This window comes from Nitrosomonas sp. HPC101, from assembly GCF_009833125.1.
GTDB lineage: Bacteria > Pseudomonadota > Gammaproteobacteria > Burkholderiales > Nitrosomonadaceae > Nitrosomonas.
On the sequence record NZ_QRCC01000004.1, the window covers coordinates 101,251 to 125,082 of the forward strand.

The window sequence follows — 23,832 nt, forward strand, 5'->3', positions numbered from 1 at the left end:
CTGGCTATTTTTAATCAGAATGAATTCATTAGGGTGTGAAATACCGATCAAGCAATAAAAAAGCCGCAAACTGGCCATTAACGCTTGCGCAGGCATCATGTCGTCTGGTGAATCATTTGTTTTGGTTCGGTTTTGATATATTCATTTTCTGCTTTTTCCCATACGTCGATCAGGTTTATTCCGTTGATCGAGACGCTGGTTTGTGCTTTCGTCACTGCGAGATTGTTTGACGATGGCCTGCTATTACCGGTAGCTTAGTTGATATGAATACTGCCGAGCAATTGATACAAAATACCGGGAAGCGCTCAACTCCAGCGCGCAGTGCAGTTCTGGGTGTGTTGCTGAATGCCGAGGATGTGCTTTCCCATAGCGAAGTGTTGGAGCATCTGCAGCAACTTGGTGCATTTGACCGGGTTACCGTATACCGTGCATTGGACTGGCTGGTCACTCAGGGTCTAGTGCATAAGGTGGCGGGGGCCGGTCGAGCCTGGCGTTTTCAGGTTACACGCAGTGAATCCATGCACCGTCACGCCCACTTTCAGTGTCATCACTGCCATAAAGTTTTCTGCCTTCCAGAAGTTCAGCCAGTTTTGCCAAAAGAGCTGCCTTCTAACTTCTCCATTGATTCCATCGAGCTCAACATCATGGGTATCTGCGCTGATTGTGGTCGCGCCATGATGAGTCACTAATATAGCGTGGTATAAATTGCAACATAGTTGCATTTGAGTTGTTGCTGCATCTATAATTGCAACAATATTGCGATTGTAAGATTTTTGTCAGCACTTACTGACCAAACCATACATTTGCCTTAGATAGAGGTACGTGTGCAGTATTTTCTCCTCATTCTTTCCTTCTTGTTTGTGCGTGTCGTGATTCTTGCCTGGCATCAGCAGGCAATCAAGTACTGACATATAAAACGATACATAAAACCTGGAATATAAGTGAAAAAACTGGAAACTTTGATCAGTCTGATAACTTTTGCGGGGTTATCGTCATATGTTTGCGCTCAGGAGGTCACAAACAATCCAGTTCATGCGTCTGAAGTAGCGGATCGCATATCGTTTAAAAAATTGCTTAAACCCGTGATTGTGACGGCTGATCCTTTAAGTGGGGATCAGGCAGATATATCCCGGCCGGTATCGGTTCTACAGCGGAAGCAGATGCAAACACGCGATTTGCGCAATATTGGCGAAGCAGTTTCTCAGGAGCTGGGAGTCTCTTCCAGTGATTTTGGTCCGGCAGTTGGTCGTCCGATAATCCGTGGTCTGGGTGGGCCACGCGTACGGGTGCTGGAGGATGGTATCGGCACGATGGATGTTTCCACGCTCAGCCCCGATCACGCCGTAGCGACAGAAGCATTGTTTGCCGATCAGGTTGAAATTTTTCGTGGATCCTCGGCTTTGCTTTATGGTTCCGGTGCCAGTGGTGGAGTGGTAAATATTGTTAATCATCGAATACTCGAGCAGGTGCCTGATGAAGTTGGTGGCGATCTGTATGGCCATTACAACTCGGTTGCGGATGATTTTACCGGGGCATTTCGATTGAATGCAGGAGCAGGGCGTTTTGCCTGGCACTTGGATGGAATGAAGCGGCATACTGGGGATTATTCTATTCCTAGATATGCAGAAGTTAACCCGGAATCCGGCGCAAAAAAAGGTGTGCTTGAGAATAGCGATGTTCGGACAACAAATTTTTCCAGTGGCTTGTCTTATGTCGGCGAACGGGGATTCCTGGGGGTTGCAGTCAGTCGTTTTGTTAATAATTATGGTATTCCCGGACATGACCACGGCGACCACGGCGACCACGATCATGAGAGTGAGGGTGAGGGTGGAAAAGGAGTGAGGATCAGGCAAAAACAGACACGTTTCGATATTAAAGGTGCATTAAATCATCCTCTGCCTGGATTGCAGAAAATAAAAACCCGCTGGGGGTATAACAACCATACACATAAGGAATCGGAAGGTGATGAGGTTGGGACGTTACTGATGAATCGTGAATGGGAGGGCCGGGTTGAAATGCTGCATCAGCCGTTGGCCGGTTGGAAGGGCGTGCTGGGATTTCAGTATCAAAACCGGGATCTTGCCACCCTCGGAGAAGAAGCATTTGTTCCCAGTTCTCGAATGGATTCCCTGGGAGTATTCTTGCTGGAGAGGCAGGATGTCGGGCGCTGGCATTTTGAGATGAGTGGCCGTTTTGAGCATCAGCGGGCAAAGCGCAAGGATGACAGTTTCGAGACCAGCCATAATGCATTCAGTATTTCCGGTGGAGTGATCCGAAAATTCGGAGACGGTTACTCTGTAGGTGGCGATATTTCTCGTACCGAACGTGCGCCGGCACTGGAGGAATTATTTTCCAACGGTGCGCATCTGGCTACTGGTACGTTTGAAAGAGGTGACACATCGCTTACTCGGGAGAAATCCAGTAACTTTGATTTATTTCTGCGTCAAAAAGGGGATAAGCTGGATTGGACTCTGAATCTGTTTGCCAAATTAGTCGATAATTTTATTTTTCAGCAAGAACTGGATTTGACGGGTGACGGCCTGCCAGATCGGGTCAATATAGAAGGCAGGCCAGATGAGGATGGGTATCTGTTGTTGAAGTACCGTCAAAAAAACGCAAATTTTCTGGGGGCGGAATTTGAAACAATTGCGCATTTGCTGAATGATCATCGCGGTAAGCTGGATCTGCGTTTATGGACTGATTATGTCCGCGGTCGGCTGTCGGCAGGTGGGTATTTGCCGCGCGTGACACCGCTTCGTTTTGGAGGAGCGCTTGATTATGTTTATGGTCCATGGCAAGGTCGGGTTGATGTAATGCGGGTACATAAACAGACGGATATCGCTCCGCTGGAAACAGACACGGCCGGTTATACCATGTTGAATGTCCAACTGGATTACCGGTTTGACTGGGGAAGGATGAATTATAACTTGTTCGTACGGGGTGCCAATTTACTGAATGAAGAGGCGAGACGCCATACCTCCTTTCTGAAGGATCGGGTGCCGTTGCCCGGACGCTCCGGTCTGGTGGGCGTGCGCATAAATTTTTAGCAAGATCATTGAAAACTGTGTTCTCGGCAGTCAGTGCCGAGCGCAAACAGGCGGTTTTCCAGTAAATAGTCTGTTAGAGTCCATTTTGTATTGAGTGCGCTACAAGGAGTAGCTGAACTTATTGATTCACTGTAGATCACCTATTTATGACTGACATGTTTTTTATATTTTGAGTTTATTTTAATTTGTTGATTTTATTGAATTTTATCGGAGATCGCTTGGGTGTGTGTCAAATATGCTAGACTTGATTAGTTTCCTGTAAATTTGGTTGTTTTTAGTCTAGAAGTGCTATTACCAATGGATGCTGTGAAGATGAAAGCTGTTTTACCTGTGGTGCTGCCTTGCCTACTGTTGTTTGCATTGAGCGGTTGTATCAGAAGTAATGACTACATGCCATCCTCAGAAGCGACAGGTGAAAAAATTTTCAAGGAAGCTTGCGTGCAGTGTCATACGCCTGTGAGCGGTAACGTAATGGTACTGAAGTCTGAAATGGCTAATGCGGATGCTATTATGGAAAGAGTGAAAAATGGCAAGGGAATCAGAATGCCCGCTTTTCCAAATTTGACGGGAGATTCTGCGCAACGTTTGGCAGAATATGTGCTGGAAAATAGTGTTGCCCGGTAAATCGGTGCCTGGTCTTTATTTCTCTCTAATTCAATGTGGGGTCGTCTTTGCATAACTGCGAAACATCCGGTCATTCCGTTGTCTTGCAACAACGATCCGATTGCACGACGTGCAGTTTTCGGGAGTTGTGCCTGCCGGTTGGGCTGACCGACGCAGAAATAGAGTATCTGGGTATTCTGATCAACCATAAATTGAAGGTGCGGCGAGGTGAGTATTTGTCACATGCTGGATCTGATTTCAGAGCACTTTATGCAGTGAAAAACGGCTCCTTTAAAACTTGTGCTCTGAAGGCGGATGGACGCCAACAGGTGACTGGTTTTTATATGACAGGCGAGCTGCTGGGGCTGGATGCGATCAGCCCGGAGAAGCACACTTGTGATGCAGTTGCACTGGTTGATAGTGAAGTTTGTGAAGTGCCCTTTAAAAAGCTTGAAGAGATTGGACGAAATATTCCTTCTTTGATGAGTCAGCTTCACAAGATTATGAGCCGTGAAATTGTGCAGGACAGAGGCGTTATGATGCTGCTGGGCAGTATGCGGGCAGAAGAACGGCTGGCTGCTTTTTTGCTTAATCTGTCAACCCGCTTGGCCAGGCGGGGATACTCACCCACAAATTTTATTTTGAGGGCAACAAGGGAAGATATTGGCAGTTATTTGGGACTCAAGCTGGAGACAGTCAGCCGATCCTTTTCCAAGTTGCAGGAGGAAGGTCTCATCACAGTTAATATCAAGCATGTCACATTGCATGATATTGACAAATTAAATCTCAGGATTGGTAATTCAACAGTTTGATTCCGATTTCGTCTGATCTACAAAGTGAGTTTTCTTGAGCGCAGGATGCGTCATGTTATAATTGCGCGCGGTGCGGGAAGCAATTTCCTGCGCTTGGGAAATTTCCTATTCTATTTTAATGATTTTATAACATAACCTACAACGCGCGCTTATCAAAATAGGGTGCCTTCATTTAGGAAGTACGTCGATAAGCAGCGGTTAACCCTAAGGAGAATTCATGTCAGTTACTATGCGGCAAATGTTGGAAGCGGGCGTTCATTTCGGCCATCAAACCCGTTTCTGGAACCCAAAAATGGCCCCATATATTTTTGGGCAGCGTAATAAAATTCATATCGTTAATCTTGAGCATACGCTTGTGATGTTCAGGGATGCGCTGGATTATGCCCGCAGGTTAACAGCAAACAAAGGGACAATTCTTTTTGTGGGAACCAAGCGCCAGGCGCGTGATATTGTCAAGGAGGAAGCAATCCGATGCGGTGCTCCTTATGTTAATCAACGCTGGTTGGGCGGGATGCTGACGAATTTTAAAACAATCAGACAATCGATTAAGCGCCTGCAGGATATGGAAAAAATGGTGCAGGACGGGACATTAAACAAACTGGTGAAAAAAGAGGCTCTTGATTTTCAGCGTGAACTGGAGAAGCTAAATAACAGTCTTGGTGGCATCAAGGAGATGAAAGGATTGCCGGATGCCATGTTTGTGATTGATGTGGGTTATCAGAAAGGTACGATCGTCGAAGCAACCAAACTGGGTATCCCGGTTGTGGGGGTGGTGGATACGAATCACAGCCCGGCAGGTATTCAGTATGTGATACCGGGAAATGATGATTCCAGTCAGGCCATACGGCTTTATGCGCGCGCCATGGCAGATGCCATCCTGGAAGGGCGCAATCAATCCATTCAGGAGATTGTCGAGATGGGTAAAACTGACAGCGAGATTCTGTCTGGTGAAGACCTGTCCGCAGATGCATAAATGATCTTCGTCATCCTCCCTTGGTAAAAGAGATTATTCAAAGTTTTTGTATTAATTGGATTCGGAGTCAGAATGGCAGAGATTACTGCAAGCATGGTTAAAGAATTGCGCGAGCTTACGGGCTTGGGCATGATGGAGTGTAAAAAAGCATTGTCTGAGGCCGATGGGGACATGAAAGCTGCTGAGGATTTGCTGCGGATCAGAAGTGGAGCCAAGGCAAGTAAAGCGGCTGGCCGTATTGCTGCGGAAGGTGTCATTAGCGGGTTTGTTACTGCTGATGGTAAACGAGGGGGCATAGTGGAGGTCAACTGTGAAACCGATTTTGTTGCCAAGAATGAAGATTTCATCCATTTTGCCAGCAATCTGGCGAAGTTATTGGTGAATCAGAACCCGCCGGATACAGCATCATTGGCTGAAATGCCTTTGGCTGACGGAGAGACGGTGGAATCTGTTCGCAAGGCTTTGATTATGAAACTGGGTGAAAATATCAGTATTCGCCGTGGCATGAGCTATCAGGCTAAAGGTCGTCTCGCAATGTACCTGCATGGAAGCAGGATTGGCGTGATGGTTGATTACTCGGGAGGAGACGAAGCACTGGGTAAGGATCTGGCTATGCATATTGCGGCCAGCAAGCCTGTTTGTGTATCGAGTGTACAAGTACCTGCTGATCTACTTGAGCGCGAGCGTCAGATATTCGCTGCTCAGGCGGCAGAAAGTGGTAAACCAGCCAATATAATTGAGAAAATGGTGGAAGGGCGAATCGCCAAATATCTGGCAGAAGTTACCTTGTTAGGTCAGCCTTTTGTTAAGGATCCTGAGCAGACTGTTGAGAAATTGTTAAAAGCACAGTCTGCCGAAGTCAGTAGCTTCGCGTTGTATGTTGTAGGTGAGGGTATCGAGAAGAAGTCTGATGATTTTGTGGCTGAAGTTATGGCCCAAGTTAACCAATCAAAATAAAAATAATTAGTTTGACCAGCTGCGATAGGGAAAATAACAAGATGGCGATCCCAGTTGGAATGGTTGTTGATAAAGTATAGATGCGACACGTTAATTCTCAGGAAGACTTTAGATAATTCTCTATTACACGGGCATATATGCCAACTGTCTATAAACGTATTCTACTGAAATTGTCGGGCGAAGCTCTTATGGGTGACGCGCAGTATGGTATTGACCGTACAGTGATTGAACGCATTGTAGTCGAGGTTGCCGGAGTACTGCAGTTGGGTGTTGAAGTTGCAATTGTAGTAGGCGGGGGTAATATTTTCCGTGGCATGAAATCTGCGGGAGATGGCATGGATCGTGTAACGGCCGATTATATGGGAATGCTTGCTACCACGATGAATGCTTTGGCATTACACGATGCGATGAGACGGAATGGAGTTATCTCACGCGTACAATCCGCTTTGCGGATAGACCAGGTTGTGGAACCTTATATCCGTGGCAAGGCTTTGCGCTATCTGGACGAACGTAAGGTGGTTATATTTGCTGCAGGAACCGGTAATCCCTTTTTTACCACGGATACAGCGGCTGCTTTGCGTGGTATGGAAATAAATGCCAGCATAGTCCTTAAGGGGACCAAAGTAGATGGGATTTATACCAGTGATCCTTTTAAAAACAAGGATGCGCAACGTTTTCGCAGCCTGACTTTTGATGAGGCGATTAATAAAAACCTTCAGGTAATGGATGCTACTGCACTGACTTTGTGTCGTGATCAGAAACTTCCTATCAACGTATTCAGTATTTTCAAGACCGGGGCACTCAAACGAGTTATCATGGGTGAAGATGAAGGAACCTCAGTAATTATCTGAATTTCTGGGTATTCTCTAAAATGTTGTGCTTCCACGTAATATATAGAAGAGCATATATAATATATATTGTTATAGCTGCTTTTCAATATCAATAAATTTACTTAAATATGATTGCTGATGTAAAAAAATCTTCTGAACAGAAAATGCAAAAAAGCCTGGAGGCACTTAAAGTTGATTTCAGCAAGGTAAGAAGCGGGCGCCCACATGCAGGGCTGCTGGATCATATAACAGTTGATTACTATGGAACACCAACACCGATCCGGCAGCTTGCGAATGTAACTTTGGCGGATGCGCGTACCATAGGGGTTATACCATGGGATAAAAAAGCATTTTCAGCGATTGAAAAAGCGATACGGGATTCCGATATGGGCTTGAATCCGATGACTGCAGGCGAAATGGTGAGGGTGCCTATGCCGCCTTTAACAGAAGAAAGACGCAAGGATTTGACCAAGATTGTTAGAGCGGAAGCGGAAACAACTCGTATTGCAATGAGAAATATCCGGCGTGATGCTAACTCCCAGTTAAAAGAATTGTTGAAGGATAAATTGATCGCAGAGGATGAGGATCGTCGTGCGCAAGATGATATTCAGAAACTGACAGATCGCTATATTGTCGAGGTAGATAAATTGCTGCAAACTAAAGAAGCGGAATTGATGGCTGTCTGATATATGCCCCTAACGCCAAGTTCAACACGTGAAATACCGGAAACCGAGGCGATACCTAAGCATATTGCTATTATCATGGACGGCAACGGTCGATGGGCGAAGCAGCGTTATTTGCCGCGAATAGCAGGACATACACAGGGTGTTGAAGCAGTGCGGGGTACGATCAAGGCCTGTATTGAAAGAGGTGTTTCACACCTGACAATTTTTGCATTTAGTAGTGAAAACTGGCGCAGGCCTGCAGAAGAAATCAGGTTGTTAATGCAATTGTTTCTCGCTGCGCTTGAGCGGGAGATCACCAGCTTGCATGAAAATGGAGTTCGCTTCAGGGTGATTGGAGATCTTACAAAATTTGATCCTAAAATCATTGATTGCGTTCGGCATGGTGAAGCACTTACTGCCAGTAATACTCGTTTGTATCTCACGGTGGCTGCAAATTACGGGGGACGTTGGGATATCATGCAGGCTATACGTAAAATGATTGCGGAAAATCCGGATTCAGCTGTGAATTTTGATGAATCTGATATTGCCAGTCACTTGACAATGGCTGATGCTCCTGAGCCGGATTTGTTTATCCGTACAGGAGGCGAATGCCGGATCAGTAATTTCCTGCTTTGGCAGCTTGCATATACTGAATTATATTTTACCGACACCCTGTGGCCGGATTTCAATGCATCAACGCTTGACGAGGCTATCCGTTCCTACCAGAAACGTGAGCGCCGATTTGGTCGAACAAGTGAGCAGCTTGAAAAACAACAGGAAAGACAGCAGGAAATCAGGAATACGATCTTGAGCAAAAACAAGATTTAGTTATCATTATCAATTAGCGGGATTCCCCGTTCATGCTGAGTACCCGACTTTTTACTGCACTCGTACTATTGACCGCCTTTCTGGCGGCATTATTTTATTTGCCGGATATTTTTTGGGCTGCATTGCTCCTGGGGTTAACTGTTACAGCTGCCAGGGAGTGGAGTCGTCTGGGGTGTTTTTCTGTTGGCCAGACTGTGTTTTACATGATTTTTACTACCTTGCTAGGAGGAGAGTTATTATTTCTGACCAGCATGGTTGTATCCAGCAACCCGGCAGATTCATCGATGGCCGGGTTTTATGTCGCATCTGCTATTTTTTGGCTGCTGGTGGCACCTTTTCAGTTGGCAACAGCTCGGCCCATTCGCAACGTATGGGTACTCATGTTAATCGGCTGGTTGATATTGCTGCCAGCCTGCCTGTCGCTTTATCAGCTTCGTGCAATAAATCCATTGCTGTTACTCGGATTCATGGGAGTGGTGTGGGTATCTGACAGTGCTGCCTATTTTGTCGGGCGCGCTTATGGAAAACATAAACTTGCTCCCCGGATTAGTCCGGGAAAGACATGGGAGGGGGTGGCCGCTGCGTTGGTGGCTGTATTGATTTATACATTGATCTGGCTTTTTGCGGTAAATAGGGAGCACGAACTGATTGGCTGGCTGATTCCCTTGTTGCTCGTGCTTATGGCGCTGGGAATAGTGGGGGATCTGTTTGAATCACTCTTGAAACGACAGGCAGGCCTCAAGGATAGTGGCAGTATTTTGCCAGGTCATGGTGGGATACTGGACCGTATCGATGCGTTGCTCCCGGTTTTGCCCATTGCGACTTTGTCAGCCATCTTATTTTATTCAACTGAATCATGACTAAAATCCGTCATCTGACCATATTGGGTTCAACTGGCAGCATCGGTGAAAGCACGCTGGATGTAGTGGCCAGACATCCCGATCGGTTTCAGGTGGTTGCCCTGACCGCTAACAAAAATGTTGAGAAGCTGTTTGAGCTGTGCAAACAGTTTCGTCCATCGTATGCTGTGATGCTCAATGCCCAGAGTGCCGAGCGTCTGGAAGATAAATTGCGGACAACAGATGTGGGTGCCAAGGTGCTTTCAGGTATCGAATCACTGGAGAAGGTAGCATCCCTGCCAGAAATCGATACGGTCGTAGCAGCCATTGTTGGTGCGGCAGGTATTCGTCCAACACTCTCGTCCGCGCGGGCGGGCAAGCATATTCTTCTGGCCAACAAGGAAACGCTGGTGATGGCCGGGCGTATCTTTATGGATACGGTCAGGCAACATCGTGCAACGCTGTTACCGGTGGACAGTGAACACAATGCGATTTTTCAGTCTTTGCCGCAATGTTTTAATGGAGATCTGGCGGGATCGGGCGTGCGACGAATACTGTTGACCGCTTCGGGCGGACCTTTCCGTAAGATGGATCTGGAAATGTTGGAAACGGTGACGCCAGAACAGGCTTGTGCCCATCCCAACTGGGTGATGGGCAAAAAAATATCGGTTGACTCGGCTACCATGATGAACAAGGGACTGGAAGTCATTGAGGCACACTGGTTGTTTAATGTAGCACCTGAAAAAATCCAGGTGGTTGTCCATCCACAAAGTGTTATCCATTCTATGGTTGAATATATTGATGGTTCGGTGCTTGCCCAACTCGGCAATCCGGATATGCGCACGCCAATAGCGCATGCATTGGGTTATCCCGAAAGAATGGAAAGTGGTGTGCAGTCCATGGATATCTTTAAAATTGCACAGTTGAATTTTGAAGCCCCGGATTTCAAGCGTTTTCCCTGTCTCAGGCTTGCGTATGAAGCGCTTTCCAAGGGGGGGAATATGCCGGCTGTACTGAATGCTGCCAATGAGGTTGCGGTTGAAGTTTTTCTGACGGGAAAAATACCTTTCACAGCGATCCCCGCAGTCATCGAACATACAATGGAATCAATAGACGGACAGGAAATGGTCGACCTGGACGATGTGCTCAAAGCTGATTCGCTGGCGCGTGAGATAGCACGCAAATGGCTGGATAATCAGGATTGGCAAGAACAACCAAAGGGTGTTGCTATTTTGCGTCGGGCAGTGGAATAGATCATTTTGTAGATTTCTGACATGACATTGTTCTCAACCATTTTTGCATTCGTCATCGCACTGGGTCTGCTGATCACTTTTCACGAATTTGGTCATTATCTGGTTGCCCGCTGGTGCGGAGTCAAGGTGTTACGTTTTTCTCTCGGATTTGGCCGGCCGCTGCTCAAAAAACGCATTGGGAGTGATCAGACGGAATGGATGGTCGCCGCAATTCCGCTGGGGGGGTATGTCAAGATGCTGGATGAGCGTGAAGGACCGGTTCCCGCTGACGAACTTTCGCGTGCCTTTAATCGGCAATCGGTTTCCAGACGTCTTGCCATCGTGATTGCAGGCCCGGCTGCCAATTTTTTACTGGCCATTTTGCTGTATTGGTTACTTTTTATATCTGGCGTCAGTGGCGTAAAGCCAATCGTGGGAGAAATTGAACCCGCAACACTTGCGGCTTCGGCAGGATTCAGAAACGGGGATATGATTACCGGCATCGGTGATCGGGCAATTACCACCTGGCAGGAAGCCCGGTTGCTATTACTGGATAATGCGGCAGACAGAAATCCAGATGTTAGGATAACGGTGACGGGTGAAAGTGGAGTTTCTCGCCAACTCAGGCTGAATTTGAGCAGTCTTGGGGCAGAAGATCTTGAAGGCAATTTTCTGAAAGGGATGGGGCTGAGCATCTATCGACCCATTATTGTCCCAATTATTGATCAAGTAATGACTGGAGGAGCAGCGGAACACGCGGGTATCAAGACTGGCGACAGGATTGTAGCGATTAATGGGAAGGAAGTCTCCGTTTGGGAAGATGTGGTCGATGTGGTGCGTTCAAGTCCCGGGCATACACTTTCGGTTGACGTGATGCGGGATGGTCGGGAGCTTGTCGTGTCACTACAACCGGAAATTGTATCCGAGGAGCACACTGAAATTGGCAGAGCTGGAATTACGCCTAGAATTCAGCATGAGATACTGGAAAATCTGCTGGTGAAGAACAGCTATCCTCCGTTGGCTGCTCTGGTTAAGGCTGTTACTAAGACTTGGGAAATGTCTTCTTTTACTGTGCGCATGTTGGGAAAAATGATCACGGGTGATGTTTCGCTGAAAAACGTCAGCGGACCGATTACCATCGCGAATTATGCCGGCCAGTCGGCCCAAATGGGGTTCGCTGCCTACCTGGGATTCCTGGCCCTGATCAGTATTAGTCTCGGTGTGTTAAATCTTCTGCCGATTCCAGTGCTGGATGGTGGACACCTGATGTATTACTTGATCGAAATGGTACGAGGTGTCCCACTATCCGAAAAAATCATGTATGTCGGTAATCAGATTGGTATGATCTTGCTGATCATGCTGATGGTGTTCGCAATACATAACGATCTACTTCGTCTGGCTGCTGAGTAGACATGAAATTCAGGTTTTCTGTATTATTTTTTTTCCTGTATTCAATAGGTTGTGTGGCAAGTGATTCATTTGTGGTCAGAGATATACGAGTGGAAGGTATTCAGCGTACCGAGGCTGGAACAATATTCAGTTATCTGCCGGTTAAAGTTGGTGATGTGCTCGACAGTCAAAAAGCCAGTGCAGCAATCAAGGCATTGTATGCCACAGGATTCTTCAGTGATGTCAAGCTGAAATCTGAAGGTGAGTTGTTGATCGTGCAGGTTCAGGAGCGTCCAGCGATTGCACAAATCGGCATCAACGGCGCAAAAGAGTTTGATAAGGATAAGCTCAAGGAAGGCCTGAAACAGGCTGGTTTGGCAGAATCTCGTATTTTCAGCCGCTCACTGCTGGAAAAGGCTGAACAGGAATTAAAGCGCCAATATATCAGTCGCGGTAAGTACGCAGTCAGAATCACCACGACCACTACTCCACTGGAGCGTAACCGTATCGGTATCAATTTTGATATCAAGGAGGGTAAGACTGCTCGTATCAAACAAATCAATATTGTTGGCAACCATGTTTTTCCTGAAGATGATCTGGTCGATCTGTTCAGTCTCAAAACACCGGGTTTTCTGACCTGGTTCACCAAGGACGATCAGTATTCAAAGCAGAAATTATCGGCAGATCTTGAAACACTGCGCTCCTATTATCTTGATCGAGGATATCTTGAGTTCAATATCGAATCCACTCAGGTTTCGATCACACCGGATATGAAGGATATCTACATTACGATCAATGTAACGGAAGGTCCTCAATACACGGTATCCGATATCAAGCTTGCTGGCGAGTTGCTCGTGCCGGAGGAAGAGTTGCGTAAGCTGATCAAACTCGAACCAGGTGGAATATTTGTACGTGAGAAGCTGACCGAATCGATCAAGCTGATCAGCGACAGATTAGGGAATGATGGTTATGCATTTGCCAATGTCAATGCCTCACCGGAACTGGACAAGGAAACCCGTAAGACAGCCTTTACTTTTTTTATCGACCCGGGGCGTCGGATTTATGTCAGGCGTATCAATATCAGTGGCAATGAACGTACCCGAGATGAGGTGATCCGTCGTGAATTCCGGCAGATGGAAGGGGGATGGCACTCAACCGAACAGATCAACCGTTCCCGTCAAAGGGTGGACAAACTCGATTACTTTACCAGCGTGAATGTTGAAACGCCTCCGGTGGCAGATGTTCCGGATCAGGTGGATATCAACGTCAATGTGGTTGAGAAGCCGACCGGAGCGATTATGTTTGGTGCAGGCTACTCTGATCGCGAAGGGATTATTCTGAATGGATCGATTGCTCAGAACAATATTCTGGGAACGGGTAACTTTTTAAGCTTGCAAGTCAATACCGGTAGCGTTAATAAAGTTATTTCGGCTTCATTCCGAAATCCTTACTATACGATTAATGGCATAAGTCTCGGTCTGGAAGCATTCAAACGCGATATCAACACCCGCTCCCTGAGTGCAGTGGGAGTGTTCAATACCGATACAACGGGTGCCAATATACGGTTTGGTATTCCTGTTGCAGAGAATGATATCGTTTCACTAGGGCTGGGTTATGAGCACACCAAAATCGATCTGCGTGATGACAGTCCGCAACGTTACAAGGATTTCGTCAGTCAATTTGGCAAGACTTCCAATAATCTTCCAATTACCCTGAGCTGGGCGCGTGACCGCCGTGACAGCGCCATCTGGACGACATCCGGGATGACACAACGTCTGTTCGGAGAATTCAGTATGCCGTTTGGTGATCTGAATTATTACAAGGTCAGTTACGAGCATCGTTGGTTCCTTCCGGTCTCTAAAATGTTCACCTTGATGCTGAATGGTGAGGTGGGTGTTGGAGATGGCTATTCTGACAAGCCGCTTCCCTTCTTCAAAAATTTCTTTGCAGGGGGGTTCAACTCTGTTCGTGGATACAATATCAATACATTGGGGCCACGTGACAGTGACGGCCGGGTGCTGGGCGGTAGCAAGCGAATTGTGGGAAATATCGAGGTATTGTTCCCGGTACCGTTTATGAAGGAAGATAAATCAATGCGTCTGAGCGCATTCGCGGATGGAGGTACAATCATTAATTCATTTTCCGGACTGGGATTGGATGACTTTCGTTATTCCGCCGGGTTGGCTGCAACCTGGATTTCTCCGATGGGACCGCTGAAATTCAGTGTCGCCCAGCCACTTAATGATAAATCGGGTGACAAGATACAACGTTTTCAGTTCCAGTTTGGACAGACTTTCTAAATCCGAAAATGGTCTTAGAAGAAAATGCAAGATACATTGGATAATTCAGTTAGATGACTGCTGCCCGATTTGTGAAGAGATTCATTATTCTAGTAGCCTTTGTTTTGTCGCCTTGTTTACTGGCTGGGGAGATCAAGATCGGAGTTGTCAATACCGAGAAAATTTTGCGAGAATCAATGCCTGCGGTAGCTGCTCAAAGAAAGATTGAAAATGAATTTCAAACACGTGATGCGAAAATAAAAGAATTTTCTGTACAGATTAGGACTTTACAGCGGGAGCTGGAAAAAGGGACAAATCTTGTGAGTGAAGAAGAACGGCGCATGAAGGAGCGCGAACTGGCTGGACTCAGCCGACGTTACCAGCGCGCTCAGCAGCAGATGCGAGAAGATTTGAGTTTACGCCAGAATGAAGAGTACGGTCTGATTTTGGAACGTACCAATAGGGTGATCGGAGAACTTGCAGAGCAACAGGATTATGACTTGATCCTGCAACTGCAGGATTCGGTCTATCGAAGTGCGCGTATTGATATTACTGATCAGGTTATCAGGGCATTGAACGCACAGGAATCAGCTTCCGAAAAATAGTAATTAATAGTTTTTGTATAACAGAGAGACAGAACGGCCGTGATGGATATCCATGAAATACTGAAATACCTGCCGCATCGTTATCCGTTGATTCTGGTTGATCGGGTAGTTGCACTTGAAATAAACAAACGGATTCATGCCTATAAAAATGTTTCCATCAATGAACCCTATTTTTCCGGACATTTTCCGCATCATCCGGTCATGCCTGGCGTACTGATCGTTGAAGCGTTGGCACAGGCTGCTGCGCTGTTGACTATCAAATCTGAAAATATGGAGAAAGATACCGGGAAGGTATATTATTTTGTCGGTATCGATGCTGTACGATTCAAGAAGCCAGTCATCGCGGGTGATCAGTTGGTATTGAAGGTGGAGATTACCCGTCATGTCAAAGGCATCTGGAAATATACCGCTTGTGCAGAAGTGGATGACCGGCTGGTTACCGAAGCCCAGCTGATGTGTACTGCTCGAGCCATCTGATTCAGTTGGCTGGGAATCCGGAGATCACACCTTTTGATCCCATACGGGAATGGATTCGTCCGGAGGGAAAAGTTATCTGTGGTGTGGATGAAGCTGGAAGAGGGCCGCTGGCCGGCCCGGTCTATGCTGCATGTGTAGTGCTGGATTCCGGCTACGTTATCAATGGGCTGGCGGATTCCAAACAGTTGAGTGAAAAAAAGCGAATCACTCTGGCCAATCAGATCAAGCAACATGCTCGTGCATGGGCGATTGCTTCAGCTTCGGTAGAGGAGATAGATCGCCTGAACATTCTGCAAGCCAGTCTGCTTGCGATGCAAAGAGCCGTAGCCAGCCTGCTGCCGATCTCTAACGTATTGATTCTGGTGGATGGTAATCATATACTGCGGCTGGATGATGAAGTTCAAGCAATTATCAGGGGGGACCGTCTGGTAGCCGAAATTTCGGCAGCCTCAATTCTTGCTAAAACTGCACGGGATGCTGAAATGCTGCGGCTGCATGCAGTTTATCCAGCCTACGGTTTCAACCGACACAAGGGTTATCCCACCAAGGCTCACTTGGAAGCGATTCGTTTACATGGCATAACCGCTATTCATCGCAGGAGCTTCGCGCCATGTGCCGAACGATCCCGATCGGGAGCCTGAACAATGAGTTTTATCAACCACAAGGAAGCCTGACTCAGGCAGAAAACATGCGCATAGTAAAAAATATGGTGGTATCACTCCACTATAAAATGACTGACCAGGAAGGAAATTTGATGGAAGAAACGGATGAACCCATCAGCTACCTGCATGGTGGTTATGACGGAATATTTCCATTAGTGGAAGAGGCGCTGCATGAAAAGGAAACCGGCGCAACCTTATCCCTGCAAATGGAACCCGATGATGCCTTTGGTGAATACGATGAGGAGCTGATGCGGGTCGAGCCACGTAGCGCATTCCCGGAGGAAGTCGCAGTCGGGATGCAGTTTGAGGGAGGCGAAGAAGATTCTGATGATTTTTGTATTTATACCGTAAGGGAGATCACGGGTGATGTCGTGGTGGTGGACGGTAATCACCCGTACGCCGGTATAACATTTCAGTTTGAATGTACGGTAACGGAAGTACGTCCGGCTACGGCTGAAGAATTGTCTCACGGGCATGTGCATGGACCGCACGGACATGAGCATTGATCAACTCGTTTGATTGAGCATCGATTTGAGCAGATAAAGTTGTTCCAATGCATCCCGTGGGGTCAGTTCGTCAGGCCGAACCCGCTCAAGGTAAGCGAGTACCGGGTGTATGGAAGCAGGAGCAGCTGCCTCGTTTTCTCTGATTATTTCAAATAAAGTCTGCTGAGGGCTTTGGCCGGGTGTTTCCTGCTCCAGCTCCGCCAGAATTTTTGCGGCATTCCGGATAACTTTATCGGGTACGCCTGCCAGCGCGGCAACATGCAGTCCATAACTGCGGCTGGCAGGCCCTTCTTCTATCCGGTGAAGGAAGACAATATGCCTTTTGTGTTCTACTGCAGTGACGTGGATGTTGGCTGCCTGCGGAAATATTTCTGCCAGCCGGGTCAGTTCAAAATAGTGGGTAGCAAACAAGGTATAGCCCTGGTTCTGGGTCAGCAGGTGGCGAGCTATGGCAAAAGCCAGTGCAAGTCCATCAAACGTTGAAGTTCCCCGGCCAATTTCATCAACCAGAACCAGGCTTTGTGCGGTTGCGTTACGTAAGATACTGGCAGCTTCCGTCATTTCCACCATGAAAGTGGAACGCCCGCCCGCCAGGTCATCCGCTGCACCAATCCGGGTAAAAATCTGGTCGACTGGCCCAATCCGGGTATTTTCAGCCGGGACAAAACTACCGCAATGTGCCAGAAGGACGATCAGCGCTGTCTGTCTCATATAAGTGGATTTGCCACCCATATTCGGTCCGGTGATGATCAGCATTTGCCGTCCTTCCCGCGTGACAGCGCCAAGCTGTACGTCATTGGTGATGTAGTGCTCCACCTGATTTTCCACTACAGGGTGCCGACCGGCTTCGATGACCAGAACCGGATCATCAGTGAATACCGGTTTGGTATAACCAAATAAATCTGCGTGTCTGGCAAAAGCGCACAGGGTGTCCAGTTCAGCAACAGAGCGGGCGATTGTCTGTAAGGGGATAATGAAATCAGCCAGTTGCTCCAGTAATTGCTCGTACAGCGCTTTCTCCCGAGCCAATGCCTGCTCGCGTGCGGTCAGTGTCTTGTGTTCGAATGCCTGTAACTCTGGAATGACGTAGCGTTCTGCATTTTTCAAAGTTTGTCTGCGACGGTAGTCCGATGGGATTTTCTCGCCATGGGTACGGGTTACTTCGATATAAAAACCATGTACCCGATTGTATTCCACTTTGAGATTGGGAATACCGGTACGCTCGCGTTCCCGTGTTTCCAGTTGCAGCAGGAATTCGCCACAATTTTTCTGCAAAGCGCGTAGTTCGTCCAGCTCGGCATCATAGTCATCGGCGATTACACCTCCTTCACGGATCACTGTGCCGGGCATCGGTTGCAAGGCGCGAACGAGTAATTGCGTGGGTGTGGTATCCGGCGCTATACCCGGAATAAAGCGATGAACAGATGTGGCCGTCGAAGTTGAGATCAGTTTGATAACTTCCGGGAGGGCTGTCAGACTGTCGCGCAAACCGGATAGATCGCGAGGTCTGGCCGTTCTTAAAGCAATCCGGCTGGTGATGCGCTCGATATCGGCAATATGTTTAAACTGTTCCCGAATGTCCGCATAGAGGGGTTCCGGTTTTGTCTCAATCAAGTCAGAAATGGTATCTAGCCGTTGCTGCAAGGTGATGCGGTTACGCAACGGATGATGTAGCCAGTGCCGTAGCAACCTGCTACCCATGCTGGTTGAGCAGGTGTCCATCAGAGATGATAATGTGGGCGTATCTTCACCACGCAATGTCAACGTAATTTCCAGATTGCGGCGGGTGGTAGCATCCATACGCAAATAGGTTTCTGGTCGTTCCACTTGTAATGTGTGCAGATGGCCAAGCCGCTGTTCCGCTGACTCATCTGCTGCGGTTTGCTGTGTCAGCCTGATGTATCCAAATAACGCACCGGCTGCCATGATTGCGGCATGCAGCTCCTCGCAACCAAACGCATGCAGATCACGGGTGCCAAATTGCCGGGTAAGCTGCTGCATGGCGTGCTCATAATCGAATTGCCAGTCCGGTAGGCGTTTGGATGCAGCGCAACTGTTTAATGCCATCGGCAGATCAAGTGATTCCGGCAACAGAATTTCTGCTGGATGCAAGCGTTCCAGCTCACCTGCCAGATTATCCGGAGCGGTTTCCAGTACACGCATATCCCCGGCTGCCAGGTTGAGCCAGGCCAGACCGATTACACCGTGATGCAGTGCCAGCGTGAGTACAACACTGTTGTTGCGCTCATCCAGCAGTCCGGCATCGGTCAGGGTACCAGGGGTAATGATGCGGACAACCTGACGTTCTACCGGCCCCTTGCTGGCGGCGGGATCGCCGATCTGTTCACAAATAGCGATAGATTCCCCCAGTTTCACCAATCTGACCAGGTATTGATCGGCAGCGTGGAACGGTACACCTGCCATTTTGATGGGATCCCCGGCAGAAGATCCGCGGTGAGTCAGAGTAATATCCAGCAACCTGGCTGCTTTTTCAGCATCTTCATAAAACAGCTCATAAAAGTCGCCCATGCGATAAAACAGCAACTTGTCGTCATGCTGCGCTTTGATACGCAGGTACTGCTGCATCATGGGTGTGTGCGAAGAAAGATCTATTTCATTCATATGAATCAATTAATTCGTCCCCCATGAAAACCGCCTGCTGCTTGCTATTTTTTTGGAGGAGACGAATCGAATTTTCTTGTTGTGTATGAAAATCAACCTGCACGGACAGGGAGTTTTATCAGGAAATGGGGTGATTAATGTATTTTCCATATGGGAAAACAGTTCCCAAAATGGCCAGCAGCCATTATTTCAGATTTCAGGAGCAAGCAATATCAGAAGGTTGATGTGATTACCGACTGTACCTTTCAGGTAATTTTTGCCGTGTGGTAATCCGATTTCATATGACTAATGAGTTCGATCGCAGCACATTTTTTATCTCGCCGGTAGCGATTGTCCTGTTTGAGCAAGCCCACATGGTCGCAACTATGTTTTGTGGGTGATCCAGCTGGATGAGGCTTGTTGCTAATCAGAAAGAATTATAAATTTGGCTGTCGAACTCGGGAAGATTATCAATGTATCCAGTCTATTGCCGCCCGGTTTTAAATTTTTCTCAAGTTTAATTTCCTGCTCTTTGGGGGTGAAAGCTGATTGAAAGTCATCAGATCATCAGGTTTTTTATCATAAATGATCTGAATGTCGCTCAGCGTGAGTTATCGAATCCTGATCAAACATTGCTTCGAATACCAGCAATTTCTGATTGGATTTGTGTCGATCTGCTATACGCCGGTCTCCTGGGGAATTGCCTTGGTTTTGTATCCTTCTGTCATTTCGTGGGTTACGTTCCACAAATGGACGCAGCTGGATACCACTGTGTTTGTTTATGTGTTTTTGAGCGGAAGTTACGAAATTTTCAATCTCGTTTTTCATTGTCCTGGCATCTACATCCAGCAAACGTATATTCACAACGACAGCGTACTGGTTTTCTTCATTATTCGATGAAGGTTTGTTTTTAATGACATGTATTAGTGAGTTTATGCTGGGTCTTAGCTCTTGTGAAAGCGTACGAACCAGATTTTCTGCTTCCTCTGGGGTGTAGCTGCCCAAAAAAAAACCGTGACTTTGTGTCGGAATGAGTCCCCAAAGTGTATGCAGATAACGTAAAGCCGTGATCAGATACCAAGGATGGAGAGACAAATAAAAGTACCCGGAAAAGAGTAGCAAAAATCCGATGAACATCATTGCTTCGGGTATTCCCAGATACAACCCGGTGAGTCCTATTACACCAAACAGCAGATGTATGGAAACAATTGTAAATACCGCATCATTTACACGATAACCTGCATTGAGAAGGATATGGTGAAAATGGTTATGATCAGGTTCAAAGGGCGACTTGTGTTGCCAGATCCGGCGTAACATGATGCTGATAGTATCCATCAGAGGAACGGAAAATAGCCAAAGTGCTGTAACTGGTGTTATGGCGCGATTTTCTCCCTGAGAAAGATCTATCAGAAGCCAGACAACCAGAAACCCCAGCAGCATGCTGCCATTATCACCGAGGAATACTTTTGCTCGCGGTTGCAGCTTGTGCCGGAGATTGAAAAACAAAAAACCCACGATTCCACCGGAAAGTGCAGTCGTGATAATGATGCCAGGTGAGTCGTTGACGACCAGAGCTGTTGAGCCAAGTAGTACCAGACTTGTTAATGTCACAGATCCGGATAACCCATCCATTCCATCTATCATATTCAGCGCGTTGATGCCACCAATAGTGGCAAAAAGCGTGACAGGGATGGCAAAAGCTCCTAGCGACAGCACTCCTCCGCCAGGCAAAATATGACCAAGGTCGGTTAGAACTACCCCACTAACCAGAGCCATGATCAGCCCGACTATGGTTTGCACAGCCAAGCGTATCTTATAGTGAAGCTGGAGGATATCATCGGCAAAACCTACGGCAAAGATGGCAATGGAACTGATACTCAGCCCCAGCCATTTTATTGACTGTTCCGGGCAGCAGCTGATCAGGAAACAGAGGGCAATAAGTAGAGCGGCAAAGATGCCAGTTCCTCCCACAAAAGGTGTGAGGTGTTTGTGTTGTTTGTGTTTTCCTGGACGATCCAGGATACCGTAGGTATGTGCCAGAGAAATTGCCAGCCGGATGGTAAGTCCGGATAGTATTGTGCTGGTAACAAATAGTGTGATTTGTTCTGGAAGATTAGGGTTCACAGGCTCGTTGTCTCATATCCGGTTAATTGATAGGGGAAGGTCGGGGCTGTATTCCTGCTTACTATTTCTTGCTGCGATAATCATACTGATAGATATACTGACCATATTTGTGACGTGATGAGATTGCGAAAATGTCATTGAATATCACGCCTTTCAGATTCACACCTGCCTGTACAAGCTTTTTTACACTCTGTTCAAGTTCCCGTACCGGGTGTGCTTCAGCTTTGATAACCATGAGGCTTACGCTGGCCAGACGACCAATGATGGCAGCATCTGTGGCGGCTAAAATTGGCGGCGAATCAATGATGATCAGATCATATTGCTTGCTGACAGTTTCCAAAAGTTGCCCAAATCGTTCGTGCAGCAGCAATTCTGACGGATTGGGCGGTATTTCACCGGTTGGAATGAAATCTATATTTGCCTGTGGAACCCGCTTGATTGCATCATGCAGTCCGATAGGACGGCTGATCAATTCAGAGAGACCTCCTTCTCTATTCATGCGTAATGGTTTGTGGATCGCTCCTCTGCGTAAGTCGCCATCAATCAGCAATATTTTCTTGCCTGCATCCGCCATTACAACCGCAAGATTCATTGAAACGAAGCTCTTTCCCACTCCCGGGCTTGGCCCGGTAATCATAATGATATTGTTGCTTGCTTCCAGAAAAGCAAAATGCAGCGTGGTACGCAGACTACGCAGGCTTTCTACTGCGAGATCTTCCGGATCTTCCAGAGCAAGCAGGAGAGGAGGGCCGTCCGGCATGGATTTGTTTTTCAGTTTCTTTTCAATCAGTTTTTGAGAGTTGCTATGCTGAATGGTGGCATAGACCGGGATATTTAACGTTTTCTCAATTACACTCGGGTCTTTTATGCCGTGGTGAAGCGATCTTCGGACAAAAGCCGTTACGATACCCAACATCAATCCCGCCATGAGTGCAATAGCCATGACCAGTATTTTTTTGGGCTTGACCGGCAAATCAGGTGGTATGGCGTAATCGATGATTCTGACATTGCCTATCGTGCTTGCCTTGGCAACACGTATGGTCTGAGCGTGATTGAGCAGCGTGGTATAAAGCTCGCTATTTACCTCCATGTCTCTGGATAATCGCAGAATGATCTGTTGGGTTTCAGGCAGTACACCGATTTTCTTATCCAGAGCGTTGATTTGGGCCTGCAACCGGCTGATCTGTTTATCGATTGCAACGACATTGGGATGAAATTCCGTGAATTTCTGACGTAATTCATCCCGCTTCTGTTGCAGTAGCGTAACCTGGGTGTTGATCTCAACCGTGCTTGTCAGTATATTCTGGGTTTCAATGTCAAGGTTGATCGAACCTTTGCGAATTCTATAGTCGTTCAGTGCGCTGGTGGCTGCTTCCAGCTGTTCCTTGAGCTCCGGTAATTGTTTCTCAAGAAATTCAAGTGTTTTCTGGGATTCTGCTGATTTCTGCTCAACATTCTGCTGAAGATAGGTGTTGGAAATTTCATTGATGATTCGTACTGCTTCTTCCGGATTTTCTGATTCAATGGAGAGTCCAAGAATGCCGGTGTTCTTGCCAACTTCTGTAATGGAAAGATCTTCCCTCAACTGCTGGATTGCTCCCCCGATGGAGCGGCGTGTCAGTGTAAATAAAGTATCCGGGCGTGATTGCAGGCGGGTAACAAAAATCTTGACGGGATGTGGATAGCCTTCCAAGTGCTGAATGATCAACTTGCCTACCTCGCCTTCAAGAATGAACTCATCCTGGTAGATGAGCTTGAACCGGTTACCATCGGTTGCCTGTAACACGATTTCCTTATTTTTCCAGCTATCGGGTACTTCGAGTGTATCCACCTGAATGGCTTCCCCTCCCCAGGCGTAATGGGAAAATCCAGGCATCGGGCTTGATAGTGTGTCATCCTCGTTGAATCGTTGCAGCTGCCTGGCCACTATATGACCGATAAGAGGCAAGAACTTGGGGGCTGCAATGATATCGAGATGAAGATTCCTGATGGTTTGTCCTAGAATCATTCTGGACTTGATCAGCTCGATTTCGGTTTGTACTGGCGTTTTGGTCTCGAAAAAACTCGACAGAGAATCCAGTTGTTCTACCATGGACTGGCTGCTTTCGCTGATCTGTAACAGGCTGTCTGCCCTATAGATGGGCTGGCTCAGGAAAGCGATGGCAGCACCTATGATGCAGGCGACAAACGTAATGACGAGAATCAGCTTTTTATTATCTGCCAGGGTATCCAGTAGTTCGCCCAAGTCGATTTCGTCATTGGCCTGATCAGATGGTTGATCCATATGGGTTTTAGGTAAGTCAGATGGCATATCAGATTACAAATAGATTATAAAATCTGGAGATGACCTTTTTTTGAAGGTGCTCGGCAAAATTTTCTGCGTTGCCAGCGTGTGTCGATAAA

At 47.2% G+C, this 23,832-nt stretch carries 20 protein-coding genes; 17 read left to right on the forward strand and 3 right to left on the reverse strand.

Going from position 1 to position 23,832, the window contains the following annotated elements:
* Nucleotides 1-263: 263 nt before the first annotated feature.
* From ABO04_RS03910 to ABO04_RS03990, 17 genes are all read left to right on the forward strand, one after another.
* Nucleotides 264-689: a Fur family transcriptional regulator gene (locus ABO04_RS03910; RefSeq protein WP_160809382.1), complete on the forward strand. Its 426-nt coding sequence runs from the start codon at nucleotides 264-266 to the stop codon at nucleotides 687-689.
* A 399-nt stretch (nucleotides 690-1,088) separates the two neighbouring features.
* Nucleotides 1,089-3,047, forward strand: coding sequence for a TonB-dependent receptor (locus ABO04_RS03915; RefSeq protein ID WP_345852865.1), 1,959 nt, complete (start codon nucleotides 1,089-1,091; stop codon nucleotides 3,045-3,047).
* A 312-nt stretch (nucleotides 3,048-3,359) separates the two neighbouring features.
* Nucleotides 3,360-3,671, forward strand: coding sequence for a cytochrome c (locus ABO04_RS03920; RefSeq protein WP_160809384.1), 312 nt, complete (start codon nucleotides 3,360-3,362; stop codon nucleotides 3,669-3,671).
* A 47-nt stretch (nucleotides 3,672-3,718) separates the two neighbouring features.
* Nucleotides 3,719-4,462 carry a helix-turn-helix domain-containing protein gene (locus tag ABO04_RS03925; protein ID WP_160809385.1) on the forward strand — a complete coding sequence of 248 codons (744 nt, stop codon included), beginning with the start codon at nucleotides 3,719-3,721 and terminating at the stop codon, nucleotides 4,460-4,462.
* 217 nt (nucleotides 4,463-4,679) lie between these two features.
* Complete coding sequence (gene rpsB, locus ABO04_RS03930; RefSeq protein ID WP_160809386.1) at nucleotides 4,680-5,435, forward strand: 30S ribosomal protein S2; 756 nt, start codon at nucleotides 4,680-4,682, stop codon at nucleotides 5,433-5,435.
* Nucleotides 5,436-5,507: 72 nt separating this feature from the next.
* Nucleotides 5,508-6,392 (forward strand): translation elongation factor Ts, encoded by an 885-nt coding sequence (gene tsf / locus ABO04_RS03935; protein ID WP_160809387.1) that lies wholly within the window; start codon nucleotides 5,508-5,510, stop codon nucleotides 6,390-6,392.
* 137 nt (nucleotides 6,393-6,529) lie between these two features.
* A complete protein-coding gene (gene pyrH / locus ABO04_RS03940; RefSeq protein WP_160809388.1) occupies nucleotides 6,530-7,243 on the forward strand; it encodes a UMP kinase in 714 nt (237 codons plus the stop codon).
* A 107-nt stretch (nucleotides 7,244-7,350) separates the two neighbouring features.
* Entirely contained in the window at nucleotides 7,351-7,908 is a 558-nt protein-coding gene (gene frr, locus ABO04_RS03945; protein ID WP_160809389.1) for a ribosome recycling factor, read from the forward strand.
* Between the two features lie 3 nt (nucleotides 7,909-7,911).
* Entirely contained in the window at nucleotides 7,912-8,715 is an 804-nt protein-coding gene (gene uppS, locus ABO04_RS03950; RefSeq protein ID WP_160809390.1) for a polyprenyl diphosphate synthase, read from the forward strand.
* 32 nt (nucleotides 8,716-8,747) lie between these two features.
* Entirely contained in the window at nucleotides 8,748-9,575 is an 828-nt protein-coding gene (locus tag ABO04_RS03955; RefSeq protein ID WP_160809391.1) for a phosphatidate cytidylyltransferase, read from the forward strand.
* Complete coding sequence (gene ispC / locus ABO04_RS03960; RefSeq protein ID WP_160809392.1) at nucleotides 9,572-10,807, forward strand: 1-deoxy-D-xylulose-5-phosphate reductoisomerase; 1,236 nt, start codon at nucleotides 9,572-9,574, stop codon at nucleotides 10,805-10,807. The genes ABO04_RS03955 and ispC overlap by 4 nt, the downstream gene beginning before the upstream one ends.
* A gap of 21 nt (nucleotides 10,808-10,828) precedes the next feature.
* Complete coding sequence (gene rseP, locus ABO04_RS03965) at nucleotides 10,829-12,196, forward strand: RIP metalloprotease RseP (RefSeq protein WP_160809393.1); 1,368 nt, start codon at nucleotides 10,829-10,831, stop codon at nucleotides 12,194-12,196.
* 2 nt (nucleotides 12,197-12,198) lie between these two features.
* On the forward strand, nucleotides 12,199-14,475 hold the full coding sequence (bamA, locus tag ABO04_RS03970) for an outer membrane protein assembly factor BamA (protein WP_160809394.1): 2,277 nt from the start codon (nucleotides 12,199-12,201) through the stop codon (nucleotides 14,473-14,475).
* Nucleotides 14,476-14,546: 71 nt separating this feature from the next.
* A complete protein-coding gene (locus ABO04_RS03975; RefSeq protein ID WP_345852843.1) occupies nucleotides 14,547-15,059 on the forward strand; it encodes an OmpH family outer membrane protein in 513 nt (170 codons plus the stop codon).
* 42 nt (nucleotides 15,060-15,101) lie between these two features.
* Complete coding sequence (gene fabZ / locus ABO04_RS03980) at nucleotides 15,102-15,536, forward strand: 3-hydroxyacyl-ACP dehydratase FabZ (protein WP_160809439.1); 435 nt, start codon at nucleotides 15,102-15,104, stop codon at nucleotides 15,534-15,536.
* A gap of 23 nt (nucleotides 15,537-15,559) precedes the next feature.
* Nucleotides 15,560-16,177, forward strand: a complete 618-nt coding sequence (gene rnhB, locus ABO04_RS03985) for a ribonuclease HII (RefSeq protein WP_345852867.1) — start codon at nucleotides 15,560-15,562, stop codon at nucleotides 16,175-16,177.
* 47 nt (nucleotides 16,178-16,224) lie between these two features.
* Nucleotides 16,225-16,704, forward strand: a complete 480-nt coding sequence (locus ABO04_RS03990; RefSeq protein ID WP_160809440.1) for a peptidylprolyl isomerase — start codon at nucleotides 16,225-16,227, stop codon at nucleotides 16,702-16,704.
* Here the strand turns inward: ABO04_RS03990 and mutS are convergent, their stop codons facing one another.
* The 3 genes from mutS to ABO04_RS04005 all read right to left on the reverse strand — a co-directional run bounded on the left by mutS (nucleotide 16,705) and on the right by ABO04_RS04005 (nucleotide 23,713).
* The gene (gene mutS, locus ABO04_RS03995) at nucleotides 16,705-19,326 is read right to left on the reverse strand and encodes a DNA mismatch repair protein MutS (protein ID WP_160809397.1); all 2,622 of its coding nucleotides are present in this window, start codon (nucleotides 19,324-19,326) and stop codon (nucleotides 16,705-16,707) included.
* A 558-nt stretch (nucleotides 19,327-19,884) separates the two neighbouring features.
* Nucleotides 19,885-21,429 carry an MraY family glycosyltransferase gene (locus ABO04_RS04000; RefSeq protein ID WP_160809398.1) on the reverse strand — a complete coding sequence of 515 codons (1,545 nt, stop codon included), beginning with the start codon at nucleotides 21,427-21,429 and terminating at the stop codon, nucleotides 19,885-19,887.
* A 61-nt stretch (nucleotides 21,430-21,490) separates the two neighbouring features.
* On the reverse strand, nucleotides 21,491-23,713 hold the full coding sequence (locus ABO04_RS04005; RefSeq protein ID WP_240141406.1) for a polysaccharide biosynthesis tyrosine autokinase: 2,223 nt from the start codon (nucleotides 23,711-23,713) through the stop codon (nucleotides 21,491-21,493).
* Between the last annotated feature and the right edge of the window lie 119 nt (nucleotides 23,714-23,832).